Source organism: Streptomyces sp. NBC_00663, from assembly GCF_036226885.1.
Taxonomy (GTDB): domain Bacteria; phylum Actinomycetota; class Actinomycetes; order Streptomycetales; family Streptomycetaceae; genus Streptomyces.
In genome coordinates this window covers 9,652,960-9,673,255 of record NZ_CP109027.1, presented here as the reverse complement: position 1 = coordinate 9,673,255, position 20,296 = coordinate 9,652,960, and the positions used below count along the sequence as shown (strand labels likewise).

The window sequence follows — 20,296 nt, the reverse complement described above, 5'->3', positions numbered from 1 at the left end:
TTACGATGTCTCGCATGTCAGGAACAGCGTCCACCAGCTATCGCGAGCGTAACTCCACGGCCGACCGGGCCCTGGACATCCTGCTCATGTTCACCGACACCCACCTCGTCGTCTCCGGCACCGCTGTGGCCGAGCGACTCGGCGTGGCTCGCTCGACCGCGTACCGGTACCTCCAGAGCCTCGTGAGCAGCCGCTTCCTCGAAGAGGCGCCGGGTGGAGGCTTCCGGCTGGGGCTGCGCGTCATGGAGATCGCCCGGCTGGCACGCCGCAGCTACGGCCTGTCCGAAGTCGCCCTCCCGGCGATGACGACGCTCGCCGAGGACGTGCGCGAGACGGTCCTGCTCACCAGGCGGACCGGAGAGCTGGTCGTGTGCGTCGATCGGGCCGAAGCGGGGACGGGCGCCGTGCGCATCTCCTACGAGAGAGGCAGCACTCTCCCCCTCAACGCGGGCGCTTCGGCACTCGTCCTGCTGGCCTGGGTTCCCGAAGACGAAGCCCGACGGCTTCTTGAATCAGCAGACCTGCGCCGTTTCACTCCCGCCACCCTCACGGACGTCGACACGCTCATGCAGCGACTGGCCCACATCCGGCGCGCCGGCTACTCGGTCACTCGTGGTGAACTCGACGCCGACGTGATGGGTGTCGCCGCTCCCGTCCGCGACGAGCACCAGCAGGTGGTGGCAGCGGTGAGCATCGCGGCCTTGGCCTCGCGCGTGTTCCCCGAGGCGGAGGCGGAGCTGGCCGGGAAGGTTCAGGAGACGGCACGGGAGATCAGCGAGCGACTGACAGCCGTCGGAGGCTGACACCCGGGCAGCGCCGAACGAGGCGTACCTGAAGGAAGGGTCCCGCCCACGCCGGATACCGGGGCCGCCGACAGCGGTCCCGGTATCCGGCGGTTGCCTCCCGGCCGAGGCGTCGACCGTGGCCGCGCCGCCGAGGAGTCCCCGTCCAGGCCGCAGTCGCAGGCCGGTCCCATTGCGCCCAGGCACCCTGTCGCCCCTGGGTGTCGTTGAAGAAGTGCGTCGGGGCGAAGCCCTCGGACGTCTCGATCCAAGCGTGGGCCCCTGACCCATCGCCGCCATCGTACAGTTCCCCACATTCAGGAAAATACTGTGCTTGCTGCAAGCCTGCCGGGGCCCGGCGCTCCTCCAGAACCGACGCTGCGGCACCCCGGGCATGCCGGCACGACGACCCGTCGCCGCAGCCTTCGGCATATCGCTTGACATTCAACGGCAATGTCCTGTTAATCAAGATGCGAGTCCTGCCCAACGGGACACCCCAGTCTTTCCGAGCGGGCCGCGGCCCGGTTCCGACCGAGTGACCAGCGCCATCTGGCGCGATGCCTCCGGGACCGAGGGACGGCGCAGACGGTGCGCCTTCCCATGTCACCTACGCAGAACGGAACACCATGACCCTTCTCGATGCAGCCGACTGGCAGGAGCGGATCTTCTCGGGCGGATGGGTCAAGGGCTCGGGTGAGCCGCACGACTCCACCGAGCCGGCGACCGGAAAGACGCTGGGCCGCGTCGGCGCAGCCTCTCCCGCCGATGTGGACCGGGCCGTGGCGCACGCGCAGCAGGCCCAACGCGCATGGGCGGCGGTGCCGTACGTGGAGCGTGCGCGGGTGCTGCGGCGCGCTGCGGCCCTGTTCGAGCGGCACCAGGCGGAGATAGCGGAGTGGATCGTGCGCGAGTCGGGCGCGCCGCGGCTGTTCGCGGACACCCAGGCGACCGATGGTGGGGCCGAGGAGTGCCACGAGGCCGCCGCACTCGCTGCGGCTCCCTATGGAGAAGTGCTCCGGTCAGCCCAGGACCGACTGTCGTTCTCGCGGCGGCGCCCGGTGGGCGTGGTCGGTGTCATCTCCCCCTTCAACGCGCCGATGTTGCTGGCCATGCGTGCGGTGGCTCCGGCGCTGGCCCTGGGCAACGCGGTCGTTCTCAAGCCCGATCCGCGCACCGCGATCTGCGGCGGTGTCACCATCGCGCGGATCTTCGAGGAGGCAGGGCTTCCCGAGGGCGTCCTGCACGTCCTGCCCGGTGGCGCCGCCGTCGGCGCGGCGCTGGTGGAGCACCCGCGCGTGCCCGTCATCGCCTTCACCGGCTCCACTCGGGCGGGGAAGGCCATCGCGGCGGCAGCCGCGCAGCGGCTCAAGCGGGTCCACCTGGAGCTGGGCGGCAACTCGGCGCTGGTCGTCCTGGACGACGCCGACCTCGACAAGGCCGTGTCCGCGGGCGCTTTCGGCTCCTTCTTCAACGCCGGGCAGGTCTGCATGGCCGCCGGCCGTCATCTCGTGCACTCCTCGATCGCCGAGGAGTACACAGCCCGTCTCGCCGAGCATGCCGACGCCACACCCGTGGGTGATCCGATGACCGGCACGGTCCTGATGGGCCCCATGATCGACGAGGGTCAGCTGCGGGCCGTCCATGCCGTGGTCTCCGACAGTGTCACCGCGGGAGCACGGCTCGCTGCCGGTGGTACCCATGAAGGCCTGTTCTACCGGCCCACCGTGCTGGCCGACGTCCCGCTCACCGCCCGCGCCTACGCGGAGGAGATCTTCGGCCCTGTCGCGCCCGTAGTGACTTTCCAGGATCTCGACGAGGCCGCCCGGCTGGCCTCCGACAGCGAGTACGGGCTCTCGCTCGGCATCCTGACCCGCGATGTGGCCAAGGGCCTGGCGCTGGCCGACCGCATCCCGACCGGCCTGGTGCACATCAACGACCAGACCGTGAACGACGAGTCGACCATCCCGTTCGGCGGCGTCGGCGACTCGGGCAACGGCTCCCGCCACGGAGGCGCCGCCGCCAACCTCGAGGCATTCACCGAGCAGCAGTGGGTCACCGTCCGCCAGGAGATCCCCGGCTACCCGTTCTGACCATGACCCACGGCCTCCCGGACATGGAGGCCCGGCAAGGACCGCTCCCGCTCCCTCAGATCGACTCCCCCACCCGCACCTGGAGCACTCCGATGACCTCAGTCACCTCCGGCCCGGGCCTGGTCCCGCCCGACCCGATGACGATCGCGCCGCGTGCCGTGCTCCGGCCGTCGGTCCCACGGCTGGCACAGGACGCCGCCGGCTGGGCGCACCACAACAAGTTCCTCGACGGCCCCTTCACCCCCTGGACGGAAGAGACCGAGGCCTACGACCTGGAGGTGGACGGGGAGATCCCGGCCGACCTCGCAGGGGCGCTGTTCCGGGTCTCGTCCAACCCCCGTTTCCAGCCTCGCGATCCCGGCCGCTATCACTGGTGGGAGGGCGACGGCATGGTGTGCGGAATCTATCTGCGCGAGGGGCGGGCCGCGTTCCGCACCCGCTGGGTGATGACCGATTCCATGAAGTTCGAGGTGGAGCAGGGCGAGGCCGTCTACAGCGGATTCGCCAACGGCGGCACCCCCGGTCCGCTCCCCCAGGGCGCTCCACCCGCGAAGAACGTGGCGAACACCAACGTCGGTGTCTTCGGTGACCACCTGCTCGTCTATTACGAGGGCGGCCTGCCGTACGCGATGCACCCCGAGACCCTGGAGACGTACGGCACCCACGATTTCCACGGCGGCATCGACGTACTGTGCACCGCCCACTACAAGATCGACCCAGACAGCGGCGACATGCTCTTCTTCGCCGCGACCGGGCCGGTCATCACCTGGTACCGGGCGGACGTGAAGACCGGGCACGTCGTGGAAAGCCACAGCCTCGGCATCAAAGTGCCCGTGCTGATGCACGACTTCGCCGTCACCGACCATTACGCGATCTTCTTCGTCACCCCGGCCCAGTTCCGGCTGGACCACATCATGCGGGGAAGGCCGGGAGTCGTATGGGACGAGGCATCGCTCCCGCACGGCGTACAGATCGTGCTCATGGACCGCCGCACCCACACCGCCACCTGGCACGAGGTGGGCGGCCACTGGGCCAACACCCACTTCTACAACGCCTACGAGTGCGATGGACAGGTCATCGTCGACGGGCACCGCATCACCCGCCTGGGCACTCCTGCCGACCGGCTCGACACTCCCGTCACCTCCCACTCCTGGTTCCCTCCGGCCCTGCCCCACCGCTGGCGAGTCGACCTGGCCACCGGCTCGGCGACGGAGGAGATGACCAGCGGTGTCGCCGGTGAGTTCCCGCGGATCAACGACGCGTACACCGGCCGGGAGCACCGCTACGGCTACTTCGTCACCACGCGCGCGTTGGCCGCGGACACCATGAGCGACGGCCTGGCCAAGCATGACTTCCTGAGCGACGCCACGACCGTGATCGAGGGTCCCGAGGCGCTGACCAGCCCTGGTGAACCCGTCTTCGTGGCCCGCCAGAACGCCACCTCGGAGGACGATGGTTACCTGCTGACCCTGTGGTGGAACCGCCTCAGCGGGTTGTCCGAGTTGCTCGTCCATGACGCCGCCGACCTGCGCCGTACTCCTCTGGCAAGGGTCAAGCTCCCGAGCCGCGTCCCGTTCGGCTTCCATGGCAACTGGGCTGATCACGCAACCCTGGACCGTGCCGTCTCGGCCTCGCGCGGCGGCACTGGCTGAGACCCTCGAAAGCGGCCGGGCAGATCCGTCGCCGGGCGCCCGGCTGCCGGGAAACGGCACGTCCCGGCCACGGTGACGCAGGTGTGTTCGCTGCCGACGCCCATCTGATCGGCCGGCCCCGTTCCGGACAGCCACTCCGTACTCGGTATTTCCCCCTCACAGGTCACCACGAGGTCAGCGATGAGCTCACTGTCACCGGCAGGGCCGAGCGGCTGCCGATGTCGGACGCGGTGACGGCCGAGCGGACGATGCCGATGCTCGGCCGGGAGCAGCACCGACGAGGTCGACGAGGCACAGGCACGCACTCGCACCTCGCTGACCTTGGTGTCAGCGGCGACGCTCGAGATACTGCGGTCCAGGCCCTCACTGCTCGGGCGCAGCATGCGAAGGCACGGCCCCTCGAGCCGGCCCAGCCGCATCGGCTTCGGCATCGCCAGGTCCACGACGGGTGAACTGCCGCCACCCCGGCGAGGCGACCCCGAAGCGTGCTCTCGACGTCGTAGGCCGCGAAGCCGCGACTTCCCAGGACCTGCACTTGACACGATCACCTTATCGGGAACAGTGTAGCCATTATGAGTACCTGGTCTGAGCCGCAGCCCGATTCCCGGTTCGTCGTGGTGGGTGGACTGCGGATCCACTACAAACGCGCCGGCGGCGGCCCGGCACTCGTCCTGCTGCACGGCAGCGCGTCGTCGCTTCAGCACTTCGACCGGGCGGCGGACCTGCTGTCGGAGTCGTTCGACGTCATCCGCCCCGACCTGCCGGGGTTCGGCCTGACCGGACCTCGCCACGACCGCGACTACCGCATCCCGACCTACACGGCGACGGTGGCGGACTTCCTGGAGACCCTGGGCGTGCCGCGCTACGCGGTGGCGGGCAATTCGCTGGGCGGCAACATCGCCTGGAACCTCGCGCTGGACCATCCGGAGCGGCTGTCCGGCCTGGTGCTGGTCAATGCCACCGGATACCCGGAGAAAGAGATACCGGCAGGCATGCGCCTGACACGCAACCCCCTACTGCGACCCCTGTTGCGGCGGGTGATGCCGCGCGGCGCCATCGAGCGCAACCTGCGCTCGAACGTCGGCTCGCACTCGACGATCGTGGACGACGCCCTGGTGGACCGCGCCCACCAGCTCATGAACCGGCCCGGGAACCGCTCCGCCTTCGTCGACCTCTGCAACACGGATCAGCCCGACCGCAGCGCGCAGATCCCCCGCATCACGACACCCACGCTCGTACTGCGCAGCGCGGGCATCGACGGCCAGCACTTCACCCGTGACATCCCCGGCGCCACAGAACTCGTGCACCCCCACGGCGGTCACCTGCTGCCCGAAGAGGAGCCCCACTGGGTCTCGGACGCGATCGCGAAGTTCCTGCGCTCCTCCACCGACACCCCCACGCACTGAGGCCAAGGAGGCCCGTTCCATGAAGTACTTCGTCGCACAGGGCGAGGACCGACAGCTCACCGCCGAATCGCGGCAAGCCCTGCGCGGCAGTTTCGTCGAACTCTCCGACGGCGTCACGCACTACGAACTAAGGGGCCCAGAGGACGGGGAATTGGTCGTGATGGCGGGCGGCCTGACCATCCCGCTCTTCTACTGGGACGGCCTCGTCAACGAGTTGAACGCCCGCGGGCTGCGGACTCTGACCTGTAGCGCCTACGGCCGCGGCTACTCGGACCGGGTGCGGGCGCGCTACGACGAAACCCTCTTCGCGCGACAGCTGACCGAGCTGACCGAACGGCTCGGCCTGACCACGCGCCCGCTGCATCTCGTGGGCACCTCCATGGGCGCGCTGGTCGCCATGACCTACGCCGCCCGGCACCGCGCGCTGGTGGCCACCCTGACCATCGTCGGCCCCGCCGGTCTCGCGAAACCGCGGCCGACCTCCCCTCACCGGATACTGCGCAACGATCTGGTGGCCGGTGTCGTCGCCCGGCGGCGCGGCCGCCGGATACTCCAGGAGCACCTCGGGCACAACGTCCGCGACCCCGAACTCGGCTCGAAACTCACGGATATGGTCCTCGAAGCCTTTCGCTTCGAGGGTTCGCTGTACGCCGTCTTCGACACGCTGCAACACCTGCCGGTCTCCGGCCGTGACGACCTCTTCCGGCAGACGGGCGCACTGGGCATTCCCACGCTGCTCCTGTGGGGCGACGAGGACGACGTCACACCCCTGGCCCACCTCGACACGGCCCGCGCCCTGCTGAAGCCCCAGCATCGTCATGTGATTCCCGAGTGTGGGCACATGGCCCCATTCGAACGCCCGCGCCACGTCGCCGATCAGATCGTCCCGTTCGTGGCCGCACCCGCCGAGAGGCTCGACTCATGAACAACCCGCAGCAGGTCATCGACGTACTGGTCATCGGTGCGGGCCCGTCGGGCTCCGCCGTGGCGATCGACCTCGTACGGCGGGGACTCGACGTACGGATCATCGACAGGTCTCCCCGTGCCTTCGAGGGGTCCCGCGCCAAGGGCGTCCAGCCCCGCAGCCTCGAAGTCCTCGAAGACCTCGGTGCCCTCGACGAGGTGCTGGCCGGCGGCAGCACCTATCCCAAGCTCGGGATCCATGCGGGCCCCCTCGCCGTGCCCTGGAAGATGTTCAGCCACAGGGACGCGACCCCGGACGTCCCCTACCCGAACACCTGGCTGATCCCTCAGTTCCGCACGGACCGCGCACTGCACGCCCGGCTCAGCGAACTCGGCCGTGAGATCGAGTTCGGCAGGGAACTGACCGAGCTGACGCAGGACGAGGACACGGTGGTCGCCAAGGTGGCGGACGGGGACGGCACCGAGGCGATCGTCGCCCGGTACGTCGTAGGCGCGGACGGCGGTTCCAGCGCGGTGCGCAAGCAACTCGGCATCGGGTTCGTCGGGACGACGCACGAGAGCGACCGGATGCTCATCGTCGATGCCACCGTGACCGGGCTGGCCCGCAACCGGTGGCACATGTGGCCCGGCCGCGGCGGCAAGCGCATCGGCGCCTGTCCGCTCCCCGGCAGCGACATGTTCCAGTGGATGATCAGCCTCGGGCCCGACGAGGAACCGCCCTCGGACAAGGACGACATCCTCCAGCGGATCCACTCCCACACCCGCGACCGGCGCATTCAGCTGCACGACATCCACTGGACGTCGGTGTTCCGACCGAACATCCGCCTGGCGGAACACTATGGCCGAGGACGCGTCTTCCTCGTCGGCGACGCCGCCCACGTCCACACCCCGGCCGGCGCCCAGGGCCTGAACACCGGCATCCAGGACGGCTACAACCTCGGCTGGAAAATCGGTCAGACCCTCGCCGGGGCGAGCGCGGCACTGCTGAACACCTACGAGGCGGAACGGCAGCCGATCGCCGCCGGGGTCCTGGGGCTGTCCACGGAGAAGTGGGGCGGCATGGCCAAGCTCGACCCGTCGAGCATGAAGCGGGGCAAGGACGAGCAGCAACTCGCCCTGACCTACTACGGCGGTCCGCTCGCCCCCGCCGACGGCATGCGCACCAAGACGCTGCGCGTGGGTGACCGCGCCCCGGACGCCCAGCTGCTCCGCGCTGACGGGACCGGGACCCGGCTGTTCGACGTCTGCCGCGGGCCGCACTTCACCGCCCTCGCCTACGGCCCTGGTGCCGCCCGCGACCTCGCAGTGCTCCCCTGGCCGACAGCCGGCGCTCAGCTGAAGCGGCTGACGGTCGGGGCGCGTGCCGCCGACAGCCTCACCCTTTCCGACCCTGAGAACGCGCTGAAGGACGCTTACGGCCTGGACGGCGACACGCTGGTGCTGATCCGTCCCGACGGCTACATCGGGCACATCGCCACCCGGGACTTCCTCACCACCACACAATCCGCCGCGCGGGCGATGACGCCCTAAGCAAGGAGCCGCACCATGTCCCAGCAGAGCCGCACCTCCCCCGGTTCAGGGGCCGGCGCATGAGCCGCGTACTGCTGCGCGGGGCGCAGGTCATCACGATGGCGCCGGGTCGTCCGGACGCCGAGCACGCCGATGTCCTCGTCGACGGTGACCGTATCGCCGCCGTCGGCGAGAACCTCGAGGCACCCGACGCCGAGGACGTCGACTTCTCCGGCCGTATCCTCATCCCCGGCCTGGTCAACGCCCACCTGCACACCTGGCAGACCGCACTGCGCTCCGCGGGCGCCGACTGGACGCTGATGGAGTACCTCACCCACCTCCACGGCGAGTGCGTCGGGCACTACACCCCGGCCGACATGCACATCAGCAACCTCGCCGGCGCACTGAACCAGATCAACTGCGGTACGACCACCGTGGGCGACTGGTGCCACAACGCCCTCTCGCCCGAGCACGCCGACGCCGCCGTGGAGGGACTGCTCCAGGCCGGGATCCGTGCCGTCTTCCTGCACGGCACGCCCTACCGGTCGCCGGAGACTCCTCACCCGCTCGCCGAGATCGACCGGCTGCTCGACGGCCCCGTCCGCGGGCACGCCCTGCTGACGGTGGGCATGGCTCTGCAAGGGCCGCAGTATTCCTCGCCGGAAGCCGCGGTGGCCGATTTCCGAGCCGGCGCGGAACGAGGCCTCGTCGTTTCCATGCACCAGAGCGGCGGAGAACCCGCACCCGGCTGGGAAGCCGTGCGCGCCGCCGGACTGTTCAGCCCTCTGACCAACATCGTGCACGGGGTCGACCTGCCCGGCACCTGGATCGAGATGCTCGTCGAGGCGGGCGTCACCTTCACCACCACCCCGGAGAACGAACTGGGCCAAGGCCACGGCACGCCCATCACCGGGTCCCTGCTGCGCCTGGGCGCGGCGCCCTCCCTGGGCACCGACATCGACACCGCCGTACCCGGCAAGCTCCTCACCGCGGCCCGCATCGCCCTGGCCCACCAGCGCGGCCTGGATCACGCCCAATACCGGCAGGAGACCGGCATGCACGCCAACACCGCTTCGGTCACCGCCAAACAGGCACTGGCCTGGGCCACGGTCGAAGGGGCGAAGGCGCTGGGCCTGGCCGACCGAGTGGGCCGGATCGAGGCCGGCATGCAGGCCGACCTGGTCGCCGTCGAGGCCCGGGCATTCAACCTGTGGCCGGCACACGACCCGGTCGCCACTGTCCTGCACGCCGACATCGCCAACATCGAAGCGGTGATGGTCGCCGGCATCTGGCGCAAACGCGACCACGCCCTGCTCACGTCGGGACTCGACGACGTCAAGGACCGGCTCCGCGAGTCCGGAGAGCGGCTGCTGCGCAGCATCGGGCCCGCAGACCCTCAGGCCTGACACCCCCAACAGGCTCAAGGCAGGAACCGCGTGCCGGCGGGCACGGCACTACGTCCTCGCCGGTACGACGGCCGCCGTCCCCAGCCCGCGGATCCGCGCCCGTCCTGTCACGCTCACCGGTCCGGCCGACGTCGGCCTGCCGGGCTCCGCACCGGCCCTCGCCGACGAGGCCCGGCTGCGTCAGGTTCCCTGGTCGCCGCCCACGATGGCCACGTCGAGGTCGACTCGCCCCTCGCCAGGGCGCCACCTTCCGGATCCTGCTCCCCCGGCTCAGCGACGAGCCCACCGCACCGGTGCCGGAAAGCGGCTCGCCGGGCGTCCGGCGAGCCGCTCCCCAAGGGTGAGGGGACCTCACATGTGCACCACGGGTGCGGCATCCGCGTCCACGGCGGGCGCCCCACGCCGGTACAGCAGCACGCTGACAACCAGCCCCGCCAGGAAGAACGCGGCCGACCACCAGTAGGCAGTGGAGTAGGCCTCCAGACTGGCCTGGGCGATGACAGCGGGGTCCTTCGGGTTCCTGTCGGCCAGATAGTCCGTGGCGGCGCTGGTGGAGAGGGTGTTCAGCAGGGCGGTACCGAGGGAGCCGCCCACTTGCTGCATGGTGTTGACGGCCGCCGAGGCGACACCGGCGTCCTCCGCGCCCACGCCTGCCGTGGCCAGGCTCATGGACGGGGCCATCACCAGACCGAGACCGAGGCCCGCCACGACCAGCGGGGGCAGGACGTCCGTGGCGTAGCCGCTGCCCAGATCCAGCGCGGTGAGCCAGACCATGGCGGCCGCGGCCATACCCATCCCCAGCGGCACCACCGGCTTGGGCCCGAACCGGGGGATCAGCGCGGTGGAGGCGAGGGTGGAAGCGAGCATGAGCCCGGCGACCATCGGCAGGAAGGCCAGCCCGGTCTTGACGGGGGTGTAGGCCAGGCTCTGTTGCAGGTAGTAGGTGAGGAAGAGGAAGACACCGAACATGCCGGCGCCGGTGATGAGCACGGAGATGAACGAGGCGCCCCGGTTGCGGTCGAGCAGGATCCGCAGCGGCAGCAGCGGGTGGGCCGAGCGCGTCTGCCACCAGGTGAATGCGGCGAGCAGCGCGGCTCCGGCGAGCAGAAAGCCCCAGGTGGCCGAGGAGTCCCAGTCGTGGCTCTCTGCGTTGGAGAAGCCGTAGACCAGGCAGAACAGACCGCCGGAGACCAGAACGGCACCAGGGACGTCAATCGTCACGCTCTTGTCGCGTCGGGCACGCTGGAGCAGCAGCACACCGCCGACGAAGGCGACTCCTGCGAAGGCGAGGTTGACGTAGAGGGTCCAGCGCCAGTCGAGGTACTCGGTCAGCACGCCGCCGAGGAGCAGCCCGATGGCACCGCCCGCACCGGCGATGGCACCGTAGACGCCGAAGGCCTTGGCTCGTTCCTTGGCGTCGGTGAAGGTCGTGGTCAGCAGGGACAGGGCGGCCGGGGCGAGCAGCGCGCCGAACAGACCCTGCGCGGCCCGGGCGACGATGAGCATCTCGAAGCTGCTCGCGGCACCGCCGAGCGCGGAGGCACCGGCAAAGCCCACAAGGCCGACCAGGAAGGTCACCTTGCGGCCGAAGAGGTCGGCAATCCGACCGCCGAGCAGCAGAAGGCTGCCGAAGGCGAGCGCGTAGGCGGTGACGACCCACTGCCGGTCCCCGTCGGAGAATCCCAGGTCCTTCTGAGCGGACGGCAGAGCGATGTTCACGATCGTCGCGTCCAGCACGACCATCAGCTGGGCGACGCCGATGACGGCGAGGATCCACCAGCGGTGGCGGTAGGCCGGATGATCTGACGGCAAGGCGGTGACGGCCGGACCGGCGGCCGTGTCGGTGGGCTTCCTGGGCATGGCGAGAACTCCGAAGCGTGGGCGAGGGGAGTGCCTTACGTGCTCGGCGCACTGGGCCGACACACATCTTGACACCTGTCAGATTACAGTTATTCTGACAGGTGTCAAGTACTGATCCGAGACCCCCTAAGATGGCCTTTCACAGTCCGGGTCACAGAAGGAATCGGAGGCAGGGGTGGGCGCAAGAGCCGAATCCACTCGACGCCCGGGCCGCCCCGGCGCGGACACTCCCGCGGTACCCGACGAGGAGAGCATCCTGCTGCGCGGCTTGGAGGCCTTCGCGGAGCTCGGGTACGACCGCGCCTCCGCGCGCGAGTTGGCCCGCCGCCTGGGCGTGAGCCACAACTTCATCAACGACCGGTACGGGTCCAAGGCCGCGTTCTGGCGGGCGGTGATGGACGCCGCCCTGGGGGCGCAGCTGGCGAGCATGCCACCGGTGGACACATCGGTCGACGACGCCGAGTACCTGCGGCGAGTCATCACCGGCTTCTACCGGTCCGCCGTGGACACCCCCCTGATCGGACGGGTCGTCGTCGTCGAGTTCGCCCAGGACACCGAGCGGCTGGACTACCTGTACGAGCACTACTTCACTCCGACCCTGCGGCTCATGACCCCCAGCATCGAGCGGCTCGTGGCCGCCGGGCGTATGGCACCCGTCCCGATGGACGTGCTGTTCTTCGCCGTCGTCCCGCCCGTCTCAGGCATGCTCGACACCCCGCTGGCGAGGCGCCTCGGCAGGCCGGAATCCGCCTCGCCGGAGCAACTCACGGCCACGGCGGAGTCGTTGGCGGCCCTGGTGGTCAACGGCCTGCTCGCGACGGGGACGGCGGGCCCCTCCTGAGGGTGACACGGCACCGCGCCCGTCAGGCGGCCGGCCGGACCAGCCCGGACTCGTAGGCCACCGCCGTGAGCACATCACGTTCGCGTCCGGTGAGGATGCCGAGACGCGGCCTGTGGCTGGACGGACGACATCGGCGAGAGCGCAGGTCAAAGCCAGGGTGATCACCGCGCCTCCGGCGGCAACGACTCGGATGGCCACGGTCAGTTCGTCCGGAGCGGCGTCGTCGAGGAGGAACCCGTCGGCCCCGCTCGCCGCCTCGCCCACGACCGTCAATTCGTACTCGGCGGACAGCGGCTACTGCGGCTTCGCCCGGACCAGCCCGACGTCGTAGGCCATGATCACGGCCTGGATCCGGTCACGGGCTCCGATCTTGGCGAGGACCCGGCCGACGTGCTTCTTCACGGTGGATTCGCTGAGCACGAGCCGCTCGGCGATCTCCGTGTTGGTCCAGCCGTTGCCGATGGCGACCAGTACCTCTTGTTCGCGGTCGCTGAGGGCTCGCAGGCGAGGATCCCGAGGCCCGGGGGCGTGGGCCGGGGCGAGGACCTGGTGGGCGTAGGCGTCGAGCAGGCGCCGGGTCAGGCGGGGCGCCACGACGGCGTCGCCGGTAGCAACCGCGTGAATCCCGGCGACGAGTTCCTCGGGGCGGGCGTCCTTGAGCAGGAAGCCGCTGGCGCCGGCCCGCAGTCCCTCGTAGGCGTACTCGTCCAGGTCGAAGGTGGTGACGATGAGGACGCGGGTGCGGCCGCCGGACTCGACGATGCGGCGGGTGGCCTCGATGCCGTCCATGCCGGGCATCCGGACGTCCATGAGGACGACGTCGGGGCGGAGTTCGGCGGCCATGCGGACGGCCTCGGCGCCGTGTTCGGCCTCGCCGACCGATTCCAGACCCGGCGTGCCTTGCAGGAGCATGCGGACGCCCAGGCGCTGGAGGGGCTGGTCGTCGGCGATGAGGACGGTGGTCATGACAGGCGCTCTCCCGGCGGTACGTCGAGCACGACGTCCACGAGCCAGCCGTGGCCGGTGTCGCGCGGTCCGATGGTGACGGTCCCGCCGTACATGGCGGCTCGCTGGCGGATGCCGACCAGCCCGTGGCCGGGGCCGTCTTCTTCCGTCGTCGGCTTGGCCCGCGGTAGGGCCCCGGGCGGGATGCCGGTGTCGGTGACCCGGATCCGTACCTCGCCCCCCTCCGCGGCGAGGGTGACGTCGGCGGACGTGCCGGTCCCGGCGTGTTTGAGGGTGTTGGTCAGCGATTCCTGAACCACGCGGTACACGGTGAGCTGCACCCCGTCGCCCAGGCCGTCGAGGTCGCCCACGGTCCGGTAGGTGACCGTCACTCCCGCCGCCCGGACCCGCGCCAGCAGGGCGTCCAGATCTCGGATGCCGGGCTGCGGGCCGAGCAGCCGTTCGTCTTCCTGTTCCTCGCGGAGCACGCCCAGCATGCGGCGCAGTTCGCTCATGGCCTGTCGGCCGGTGTCACCGAGGACGCGCAGGGCCTCGGTGGACTGCTCGTTCCGGTTGGCGGCGAGGGTCGCGGCGCCGTCGGCGACCGTGACCATGACCGAGAGGTTGTGGCCGACGATGTCGTGCATCTCGCGGGCGACCCGGGCGCGTTCGGCGGCGGCGGTGAGCTTGACGCGCTGGTCGCGTTCGACCTCCAGACGCTGGGCGCGGTCCTCCAACGCCGCCAGATACATCCGGCGGATCCGCAGGGTCAGCCCGACGGCCACGGCCGCCGTCGCCGTTCCCAGCAGGAAGAACAGGCCGCGCACCGGGTTCCCGATGTCCACCAGGAAGCAGACCGCCACCGTCGTCTCGGCGACCGTGACCGCCGCTGCCCAGCCCAGCATCCGCAACGAGCCGTGCAGGGCCAGGGAATACAGCGCGACGAGCGTGCTGATACCGGCTTGCTGCCACACCCCGAAGGACCACTGGACGAGCGACACGGACGCGATCACGAAGAAGGTCACGGCCGGGGCCCTGCGCCGCCACCACAGCGGCACGATGAGCCCCGCGGTGAAGAGGTACAGGAGGCCGTCCGGCCCCTGATTCCGGTGCACCGCCTCCCCGAAGGGGCCGTGGCTGGTCCCGGAGAGCAGGTCGGGCAGGCCGATCAGGACAACGGCCAGTACCACCGCCGTGTCGAGCAGCCAAGGATGGCGGCGGTCCAGCCGCTGCCGGTCCTGCTGACCGCGCCACATGTGCCCCAGGACGGGGTGCGCCCAGTCGGCGTCGAACGCGGGTGGCGGGAGCGCCGCCCCCCGGGGGGTGTCCGCGGCGACTGCCGCGCGTTCCGCACTCATGGACACCATTGTCCTCATGCCCTGGTCAGGCGTCGGTCTTGCGGAGCCGGAACGCCGCACCCACGAGGGCGATCGCCACCCAGCCGGCGAAGACCGCGAGCCCTGCGCCCGGTGAGAGGGAGTCGGAGGACTCGTGCAGGGCGTAGACGGCCGACCCGGCGTTGCTGGGGAAGTAGGGGCTGAGCGTGTCGTACCAGGAGTCGGGCAACAGCGATGCCAGACCGGGCAGTACGAGCAGGATCCCGACGAGGGCCGCGATGGCACCGGCGGAGGAGCGGATCAGCATGCCCAGGGCCACGCCGAACACGGCGACCAGGCCGAGGTAGACACCGGCGCCGGCCAGGCTGCGCAGTACACCGTCGTCGCCCAGGGAGAGCGCGATCTTCTCGCCGTCCAGGCCCGGGGTGCCCAGCTGGAACGCGGCCAGCGCACCGACGGTGGTGAGGATCAGGGCGATGGGCCCGATCACGGCCGCCTTGGACCACAGCACCGGCAGCCGGCGAGGCACCGCGGTGAGGGTGGAGCGGATCATGCCGGTGCTGTACTCGCCCGCGGCCAGCAGTACCCCGAGGACGCCGATGGCGAGCTGTGCCAAGGAGACTCCGCTCAGGGCCAGGCTGACCGCGTCGCTGTCACTGCCGGAGCCCGGTCCTGGTGGCCCGGAGGTCGCGACCGCGTCAGGACTGTACGTATAGCTGGCGATCGCCCCGAAGAGGACGAGCAGGAAGGCGGCGACGCCCAGGGTGATCCAGCTGGAGCGCAGCGACCAGAACTTGGCCCACTCCGAGCGCAGGACCCGGATGCCGGTCACCTGGTAGGAGGTCGTGCGCCCGGAGGGGGTGTGGGGATCGGGCGCCTCGGACACCGGTTGGCGCCTTCCTGGACGGCGGAGTGCGGTCGTAGGCATCAGGCGGCCTTTCGTTCCGTGTCGACCGGAGCACTCTGGTACTCGACGACGTCGCGGGTGAGATCCATGAACGCCGCCTCCAGAGAGACGGCCTGCGGGGTCAGTTCGTACAGCGGTATTCCGTGCTGCGCGGAGATGGCGCCGATCTCACGAGCGTCGCGCCCGGTGACCAGCAGTTCCTCGGAGGAGGAGGAACTGATCGTGACGTGCGGGCCGGCCAGCAGCGAACGGAGCCGGACGGCCTCCCCGGTCACGACCTTCACGCCGCCACCGCTGGCTTCCCGGGTGAAGTCGTCGACCGTGGTGTCCGCGAGCAGCCGGCCGCGCCCGATGATCACGAGATGGTCGGCGATCAGCGCGGTCTCGCTCATCAGGTGCGAGGAGAGCATCACGGCCCGCCCTTCGTCGGCCAGCCCACGCAGGAGATTGCGCACCCACAGCACGCCCTCGGGGTCAAGGCCGTTGACCGGTTCGTCGAGCATGACGATCGCAGGGTCACCGAGGAGCGCCGAGGCGATGCCGAGCCGCTGGCCCATGCCGAGCGAGAAAGCGCCCACGCGCTTGCCGGCCACGCTGGTCAACCCCGCCAGCTCGATGACCTCCTCGACCCGCTTGCGCGAGATGCCGTGGGTGTACGCGAGTGCCATCAGGTGGTTGAAAGCGCTGCGCCCGGGGTGGACGGACTTGGCCTCCAGCAGCGTGCCGATCTCATGCAAGGGCGCGGCGTGCTGCGCGTAGGAGCGTCCGCTGACGGTGACCGAACCCCTGGTGGGTGAGTCCAGGCCGACGATCATGCGCATGGTCGTCGACTTGCCCGCTCCGTTGGGGCCCAGGAAGCCGGTCACCTCACCGGGCTTGACGGTGAAGCTCAGGTTGTCGACGACCGTCTTGTCGCCGTACCGCTTCGTCAGCTCACGCGCTTCGATCATGGGAGTGGGCCTTCCTGCCTCGGACGTGGACTCGGCGCGGATGCCCGCGGCGTCCTTCTTCGAAGCTAGAAGCGCACCAGGCCAAAACCCTGGGACCGGAGGGGAATCTTCGGTGCCCGAGTGGTACTGCGGTACCACTCGGCGGACCGCACCGCGGGGTCTCAGCGGAGCCGGTGGAAGACGTAGGGGTAGCGACCGCGGCTCCCGGCCTCTTGGCGAGCCCCTCCGACAGCTGCTCGCCCAGCCGAGATGGACCAGGTCGAAAATCGTGTCGGACGCGTGGTGGGTGCCGCTGCCCTTCGTCGAGGTGGCGGCCACTGATGCCTTCGGAGGGGGATCGTGATGCCCACGCGCGCGTGGTCGATGTCGGTGTATCCGCTGGTCGCTTCCGCCTGGCGGTCGATGTCGTTGACGAGCCGGTCCAAGTCGGGATCTTCGAACCGTCCCCGCCACAGGTCCTGCATGTGCGTCATCGTGTCGCCGTGGCGGACGTGCGGCAGGTTGCCGGAGACGATGTCGGACACGGCGCAGGAGTGGAGCAATCCTCGCCGGAACTGGTCCGCGTCGAGGCTGCGGGCCAGTCGGCGCGCGGTGTCCTCGGGACCCTGGAGTGGCCGCGGAATGCCTCCGAGCGGCTCGGTGGTGGCGGGGTCGGCGCCGATGAAGCCGGGGGTTGTGGACACGAGCCGGCCGGCGACGACGAGGTTGTTCAGGGAAACGTGATGACCGCCGAGTCGCCATGCCCGGATGCGATCACCGGGCCGGCCGAAGATCCGGAGCCAGTAGAGGCCGGGGTCCCGACCACGCTGCCTGCCCCAGTGAACGGTCCAGCCTTCCAGCTGGTCAGTACGTTCTCCGGGCCATCACGGTGCTGACCGTGGCGTAGCCCGCGATGGAGAGTCCGGTGGCCGCCAGTTGCATGGCCAGGCTCTGCCGGCGGGGACCTGACGTCCCTGCCGGTGAAGTGACCACCGGCAGGGAACCGGGGGCGAGCACTGCGGCCCCTCAGCGCCCTCGTGCGATCCATGCCCCGAGGTGCGGCGCCTCGGCGGTGGCGTCGGCGTCGTGGGCTGCGTCGATGACGACCGCTTCATGGTCGTCGCCGACGATCCAGACGCTGTTGTCGACCTCCCATGTCCCGCACGAGACGACGGATAGGACATGTTCACGCACCTTCGTCCTCGTTGCGGCGGCAGTCACTCCGGGCCGCAACCAGGCACCCGTGATGCGCTGCCACCGTGGGCAAGGACTGCCCACGACGGCTCGACGCACCCGAGCCCGCGCGCAACCTTGTTCTGGCACACGTGCGCTACCGTCACCGCGGCTGGGACCGGAACGATCCCCGCTACGACACCTACCGCGCGCTCAACGAGCCGCAGCAGATCACCGGACCGGTGCCGACCGTCCCCATCGGCCATTCCATGGGAGGCAGAGCAGCCCTGCGGGCAGCCTCTCACCCCCAGGTGCACGTCTCCTCGCCCTCGCGCCATGGCTGCCGCCCGGCGAACCCGCCGGGCAGTTGAGCGGAAAGCGAGCCGTCGTCGTACATGGCGAGCGCGACCGGGTGACCAGCCCCCGAGCCTCCGCGCAGTACGTCAACAAGGCCCGAACGGCCGGAGCCTGCGCCGGCATTGTCCTCGTCCGCCACGGGGATCACGCCATGCTGCTCCGCTCCAGCCTCTGGCACCGCACAGGCGCAGGCTTCGGGACTGGCCGCCGCCAGCTACGCAGCCAACGACCCTCTCGTGCTGTGACAAGGCATCCTCTCTCAATCTCCTCTGTGTGCCGTGCCAGGCTGCGGAGTTGGCAAGAAAACCTCCCTCGGGACATCCAATGTCTGACTCGGCCCCAGGCATCAACCGGACACAAATCCGGAAGCAGACGCCATTTTGTGTCGCAACTCTAGACACGGGCAACGTCCATGCCTGTTAATCCATCCCATGTATCGATGGAATGGGCCGACGGCACCGAGACCCCTGTGGATGCCAAGCCTTCTGGCCCACGCGGGCTGCCGCCCGAACTTTCTGCGCGTCAATTCTCGCCTGCGTGGCCGTCGGTGGTGAACCGCACGGGGCCGGGTCCATGGCGATGTCGGGTCCTGGTCGCTCTCCGCACTTCCATCTGCCCGACGCTTCGACCGTCGTTCGGCTGATCGAACAGAGAATCAACGTCGCAGTACACCTGTCCAGCAGCCCCTGACGGGGCCGACCGGAGCCGCTCACTCAAGGGATGAGGTCCCCATGCACAAACGTACGTTCAGCCGCAGGCATCTGCCCCTGGTGCTCGCGGCCCTGGTCGCCTCCGCGGCGACGCTCGTCACCAACCCGGCTCAGGCCGCCACCAGCGGCGCCTTGCGCGGTGCTGGTTCCGGCCGGTGTCTCGATGTGCCGGGCGCCAGCCAGACGGACGGCACGAACCTGCAGATCTGGGACTGCAGCGGCGGGACCAATCAGCAGTGGACGCTGACGGACAACAACCAGCTGACCGTGTACGGCAACAAGTGTCTCGATGTACCCGGCCACGCCACCACGGCCGGAACCCGGCCGGTGATCTGGTCCTGTAACGGCGGTACCAACCAGCAGTGGCGGGTCAACTCCGACGGCACGATCGTCGCCGTGGAGTCCGGGCTGTGCCTGGATGTCAGCGGCGGTGCCACGGCCAACGGCACGGCGGTGCAGCTGTGGAACTGCGCCGGCAGCAGCAACCAGAAGTGGACCGGCCTGTCGGGCGCGTCCAATGCGTGCTCTCTTCCGTCGACGTACCGGTGGAGCTCGACCGGCCCGCTGGCGCAGCCGGCCAACGGGTGGGCCGCACTGAAGGACTTCACCACCGTGACGTACAACGGCAAGCATCTCGTCTACGCAACCGCCTCTGACGGATCGTCGTGGAAATCGATGGGGTTCAGTCCCTTCACGAACTGGTCGGACATGGCGTCGGCAGGCCAGACCCAGATGAGCCAGGGGGCGGTGGCGCCCAAGCTGTTCTACTTCGCGCCCAAGAACATCTGGGTGCTCACCTCGAACGGGTGGGGCACGCAATGGCCCTTCGTCTACCGCACGTCGAGCGACCCCACCAACCCCAACGGCTGGTCCGCGGCGCAACCGCTGTTCACCGGCAGCCTCCCCGACGGCAGCGCGATCGACCCGACCATGATCGCCGACGGCCAGAACATGCACCTGTTCTTCGCCGGTGACAACGGCAAGATCTACAAGTCGACCATGCCGATCGGGAACTTCCCGGCCAGCTTCGGCTCTTCGTACACGACGGTCATGAGCGACACGGTGAAGAACCTGTTCGAGGCGCCGGAGGTCTACAAGGTCCAGGGCCAGAACCAGTACCTCATGATCGTCGAGGCTCGGGGGGCGACGGAGCAGCGGTTCTTCCGCTCGTTCACGGCCTCCAGCCTGAACGGTCCGTGGACCCCGCAGGCCGCATCCGAGAGCAACCCCTTCGCCGGCAAGGCCAACAGCGGAGCCACCTGGACCAACGACATCAGCCACGGCGACCTGGTCCGCAACAATCCCGACCAGACCATGACCATCGACCCGTGCAACCTTCAGTTCCTCTACCAGGGCCTGTCCCCCAACGTCGCGCCCGGCACCCCGTACATCCAACTGCCGTACCGGCCGGGCCTGCTCACCCTGCAGCGCTGACCCGAAGCAGCAACCACTCGCAGAAGAGGACACC

Annotated in this window: 17 protein-coding genes; 9 read left to right on the top strand and 8 right to left on the bottom strand. The window is 69.6% G+C overall.

Annotated features, from left to right (window positions below; genetic code table 11):
* The first annotated feature begins 14 nt into the window (after positions 1-14).
* From OG866_RS43690 to OG866_RS43660, 7 genes are all read left to right on the top strand, one after another.
* Positions 15-803, top strand: coding sequence for an IclR family transcriptional regulator (locus OG866_RS43690; protein ID WP_329343577.1), 789 nt, complete (start codon positions 15-17; stop codon positions 801-803).
* Positions 804-1,408: 605 nt separating this feature from the next.
* Positions 1,409-2,872: an aldehyde dehydrogenase family protein gene (locus tag OG866_RS43685; RefSeq protein WP_329343575.1), complete on the top strand. Its 1,464-nt coding sequence runs from the start codon at positions 1,409-1,411 to the stop codon at positions 2,870-2,872.
* Between the two features lie 92 nt (positions 2,873-2,964).
* Entirely contained in the window at positions 2,965-4,524 is a 1,560-nt protein-coding gene (locus OG866_RS43680; protein WP_329343573.1) for a carotenoid oxygenase family protein, read from the top strand.
* A gap of 572 nt (positions 4,525-5,096) precedes the next feature.
* Positions 5,097-5,930 carry an alpha/beta fold hydrolase gene (locus tag OG866_RS43675; protein WP_329343571.1) on the top strand — a complete coding sequence of 278 codons (834 nt, stop codon included), beginning with the start codon at positions 5,097-5,099 and terminating at the stop codon, positions 5,928-5,930.
* A 19-nt stretch (positions 5,931-5,949) separates the two neighbouring features.
* Complete coding sequence (locus tag OG866_RS43670; RefSeq protein ID WP_329343569.1) at positions 5,950-6,855, top strand: alpha/beta fold hydrolase; 906 nt, start codon at positions 5,950-5,952, stop codon at positions 6,853-6,855.
* Positions 6,852-8,384 carry an FAD-dependent oxidoreductase gene (locus tag OG866_RS43665; RefSeq protein ID WP_329343567.1) on the top strand — a complete coding sequence of 511 codons (1,533 nt, stop codon included), beginning with the start codon at positions 6,852-6,854 and terminating at the stop codon, positions 8,382-8,384. The genes OG866_RS43670 and OG866_RS43665 overlap by 4 nt, the downstream gene beginning before the upstream one ends.
* Positions 8,385-8,443: 59 nt before the next feature.
* On the top strand, positions 8,444-9,769 hold the full coding sequence (locus OG866_RS43660) for an amidohydrolase family protein (protein ID WP_329343565.1): 1,326 nt from the start codon (positions 8,444-8,446) through the stop codon (positions 9,767-9,769).
* A gap of 351 nt (positions 9,770-10,120) precedes the next feature.
* On the opposite strand, the gene OG866_RS43655 is transcribed toward OG866_RS43660, so the two are convergent.
* On the bottom strand, positions 10,121-11,629 hold the full coding sequence (locus OG866_RS43655) for an MFS transporter (protein ID WP_329343563.1): 1,509 nt from the start codon (positions 11,627-11,629) through the stop codon (positions 10,121-10,123).
* Positions 11,630-11,804: 175 nt separating this feature from the next.
* Between OG866_RS43655 and OG866_RS43650 the strand changes: the two genes are divergently transcribed.
* Complete coding sequence (locus tag OG866_RS43650) at positions 11,805-12,470, top strand: TetR/AcrR family transcriptional regulator (protein WP_329343561.1); 666 nt, start codon at positions 11,805-11,807, stop codon at positions 12,468-12,470.
* A 294-nt stretch (positions 12,471-12,764) separates the two neighbouring features.
* On the opposite strand, the gene OG866_RS43645 is transcribed toward OG866_RS43650, so the two are convergent.
* The 7 genes from OG866_RS43645 to OG866_RS43615 form a co-directional block, all read right to left on the bottom strand.
* The gene (locus OG866_RS43645; protein WP_329343559.1) at positions 12,765-13,436 is read right to left on the bottom strand and encodes a response regulator transcription factor; all 672 of its coding nucleotides are present in this window, start codon (positions 13,434-13,436) and stop codon (positions 12,765-12,767) included.
* A complete protein-coding gene (locus tag OG866_RS43640) occupies positions 13,433-14,773 on the bottom strand; it encodes a sensor histidine kinase (RefSeq protein ID WP_329343557.1) in 1,341 nt (446 codons plus the stop codon). Before OG866_RS43640 ends, OG866_RS43645 begins: the two co-directional genes overlap by 4 nt.
* Positions 14,774-14,798: 25 nt before the next feature.
* Positions 14,799-15,680: an ABC transporter permease gene (locus tag OG866_RS43635; RefSeq protein ID WP_329343555.1), complete on the bottom strand. Its 882-nt coding sequence runs from the start codon at positions 15,678-15,680 to the stop codon at positions 14,799-14,801.
* Positions 15,680-16,609, bottom strand: coding sequence for an ABC transporter ATP-binding protein (locus OG866_RS43630; RefSeq protein ID WP_329343553.1), 930 nt, complete (start codon positions 16,607-16,609; stop codon positions 15,680-15,682). The genes OG866_RS43635 and OG866_RS43630 overlap by 1 nt, the downstream gene beginning before the upstream one ends.
* Before the next feature lie 161 nt (positions 16,610-16,770).
* A complete protein-coding gene (locus OG866_RS45320) occupies positions 16,771-17,358 on the bottom strand; it encodes a DUF3500 domain-containing protein (protein WP_443063680.1) in 588 nt (195 codons plus the stop codon).
* A 256-nt stretch (positions 17,359-17,614) separates the two neighbouring features.
* On the bottom strand, positions 17,615-17,782 hold the full coding sequence (locus tag OG866_RS43620) for a hypothetical protein (protein WP_329344610.1): 168 nt from the start codon (positions 17,780-17,782) through the stop codon (positions 17,615-17,617).
* Positions 17,783-18,062: 280 nt separating this feature from the next.
* Positions 18,063-18,266 carry a hypothetical protein gene (locus tag OG866_RS43615; RefSeq protein ID WP_329343548.1) on the bottom strand — a complete coding sequence of 68 codons (204 nt, stop codon included), beginning with the start codon at positions 18,264-18,266 and terminating at the stop codon, positions 18,063-18,065.
* A gap of 583 nt (positions 18,267-18,849) precedes the next feature.
* On the opposite strand from OG866_RS43615, the gene OG866_RS43610 reads away from it, so the two are divergent.
* The gene (locus OG866_RS43610) at positions 18,850-20,262 is read left to right on the top strand and encodes a non-reducing end alpha-L-arabinofuranosidase family hydrolase (protein ID WP_329343546.1); all 1,413 of its coding nucleotides are present in this window, start codon (positions 18,850-18,852) and stop codon (positions 20,260-20,262) included.
* Positions 20,263-20,296: the final 34 nt, after the last annotated feature.

Coding starts and splice junctions, on each gene's coding strand:
- OG866_RS43690 (WP_329343577.1), top strand. CDS start 15: ATGTCAGGAACAGCGTCCACCAGCTATCGCGAGCGTAACTCCACGGCC.
- OG866_RS43685 (WP_329343575.1), top strand. CDS start 1,409: ATGACCCTTCTCGATGCAGCCGACTGGCAGGAGCGGATCTTCTCGGGC.
- OG866_RS43680 (WP_329343573.1), top strand. CDS start 2,965: ATGACCTCAGTCACCTCCGGCCCGGGCCTGGTCCCGCCCGACCCGATG.
- OG866_RS43675 (WP_329343571.1), top strand. CDS start 5,097: ATGAGTACCTGGTCTGAGCCGCAGCCCGATTCCCGGTTCGTCGTGGTG.
- OG866_RS43670 (WP_329343569.1), top strand. CDS start 5,950: ATGAAGTACTTCGTCGCACAGGGCGAGGACCGACAGCTCACCGCCGAA.
- OG866_RS43665 (WP_329343567.1), top strand. CDS start 6,852: ATGAACAACCCGCAGCAGGTCATCGACGTACTGGTCATCGGTGCGGGC.
- OG866_RS43660 (WP_329343565.1), top strand. CDS start 8,444: ATGAGCCGCGTACTGCTGCGCGGGGCGCAGGTCATCACGATGGCGCCG.
- OG866_RS43655 (WP_329343563.1), bottom strand. CDS start 11,629: ATGCCCAGGAAGCCCACCGACACGGCCGCCGGTCCGGCCGTCACCGCC.
- OG866_RS43645 (WP_329343559.1), bottom strand. CDS start 13,436: ATGACCACCGTCCTCATCGCCGACGACCAGCCCCTCCAGCGCCTGGGC.
- OG866_RS43640 (WP_329343557.1), bottom strand. CDS start 14,773: ATGAGTGCGGAACGCGCGGCAGTCGCCGCGGACACCCCCCGGGGGGCG.
- OG866_RS43635 (WP_329343555.1), bottom strand. CDS start 15,680: ATGCCTACGACCGCACTCCGCCGTCCAGGAAGGCGCCAACCGGTGTCC.
- OG866_RS43630 (WP_329343553.1), bottom strand. CDS start 16,609: ATGATCGAAGCGCGTGAGCTGACGAAGCGGTACGGCGACAAGACGGTC.
- OG866_RS43610 (WP_329343546.1), top strand. CDS start 18,850: ATGCACAAACGTACGTTCAGCCGCAGGCATCTGCCCCTGGTGCTCGCG.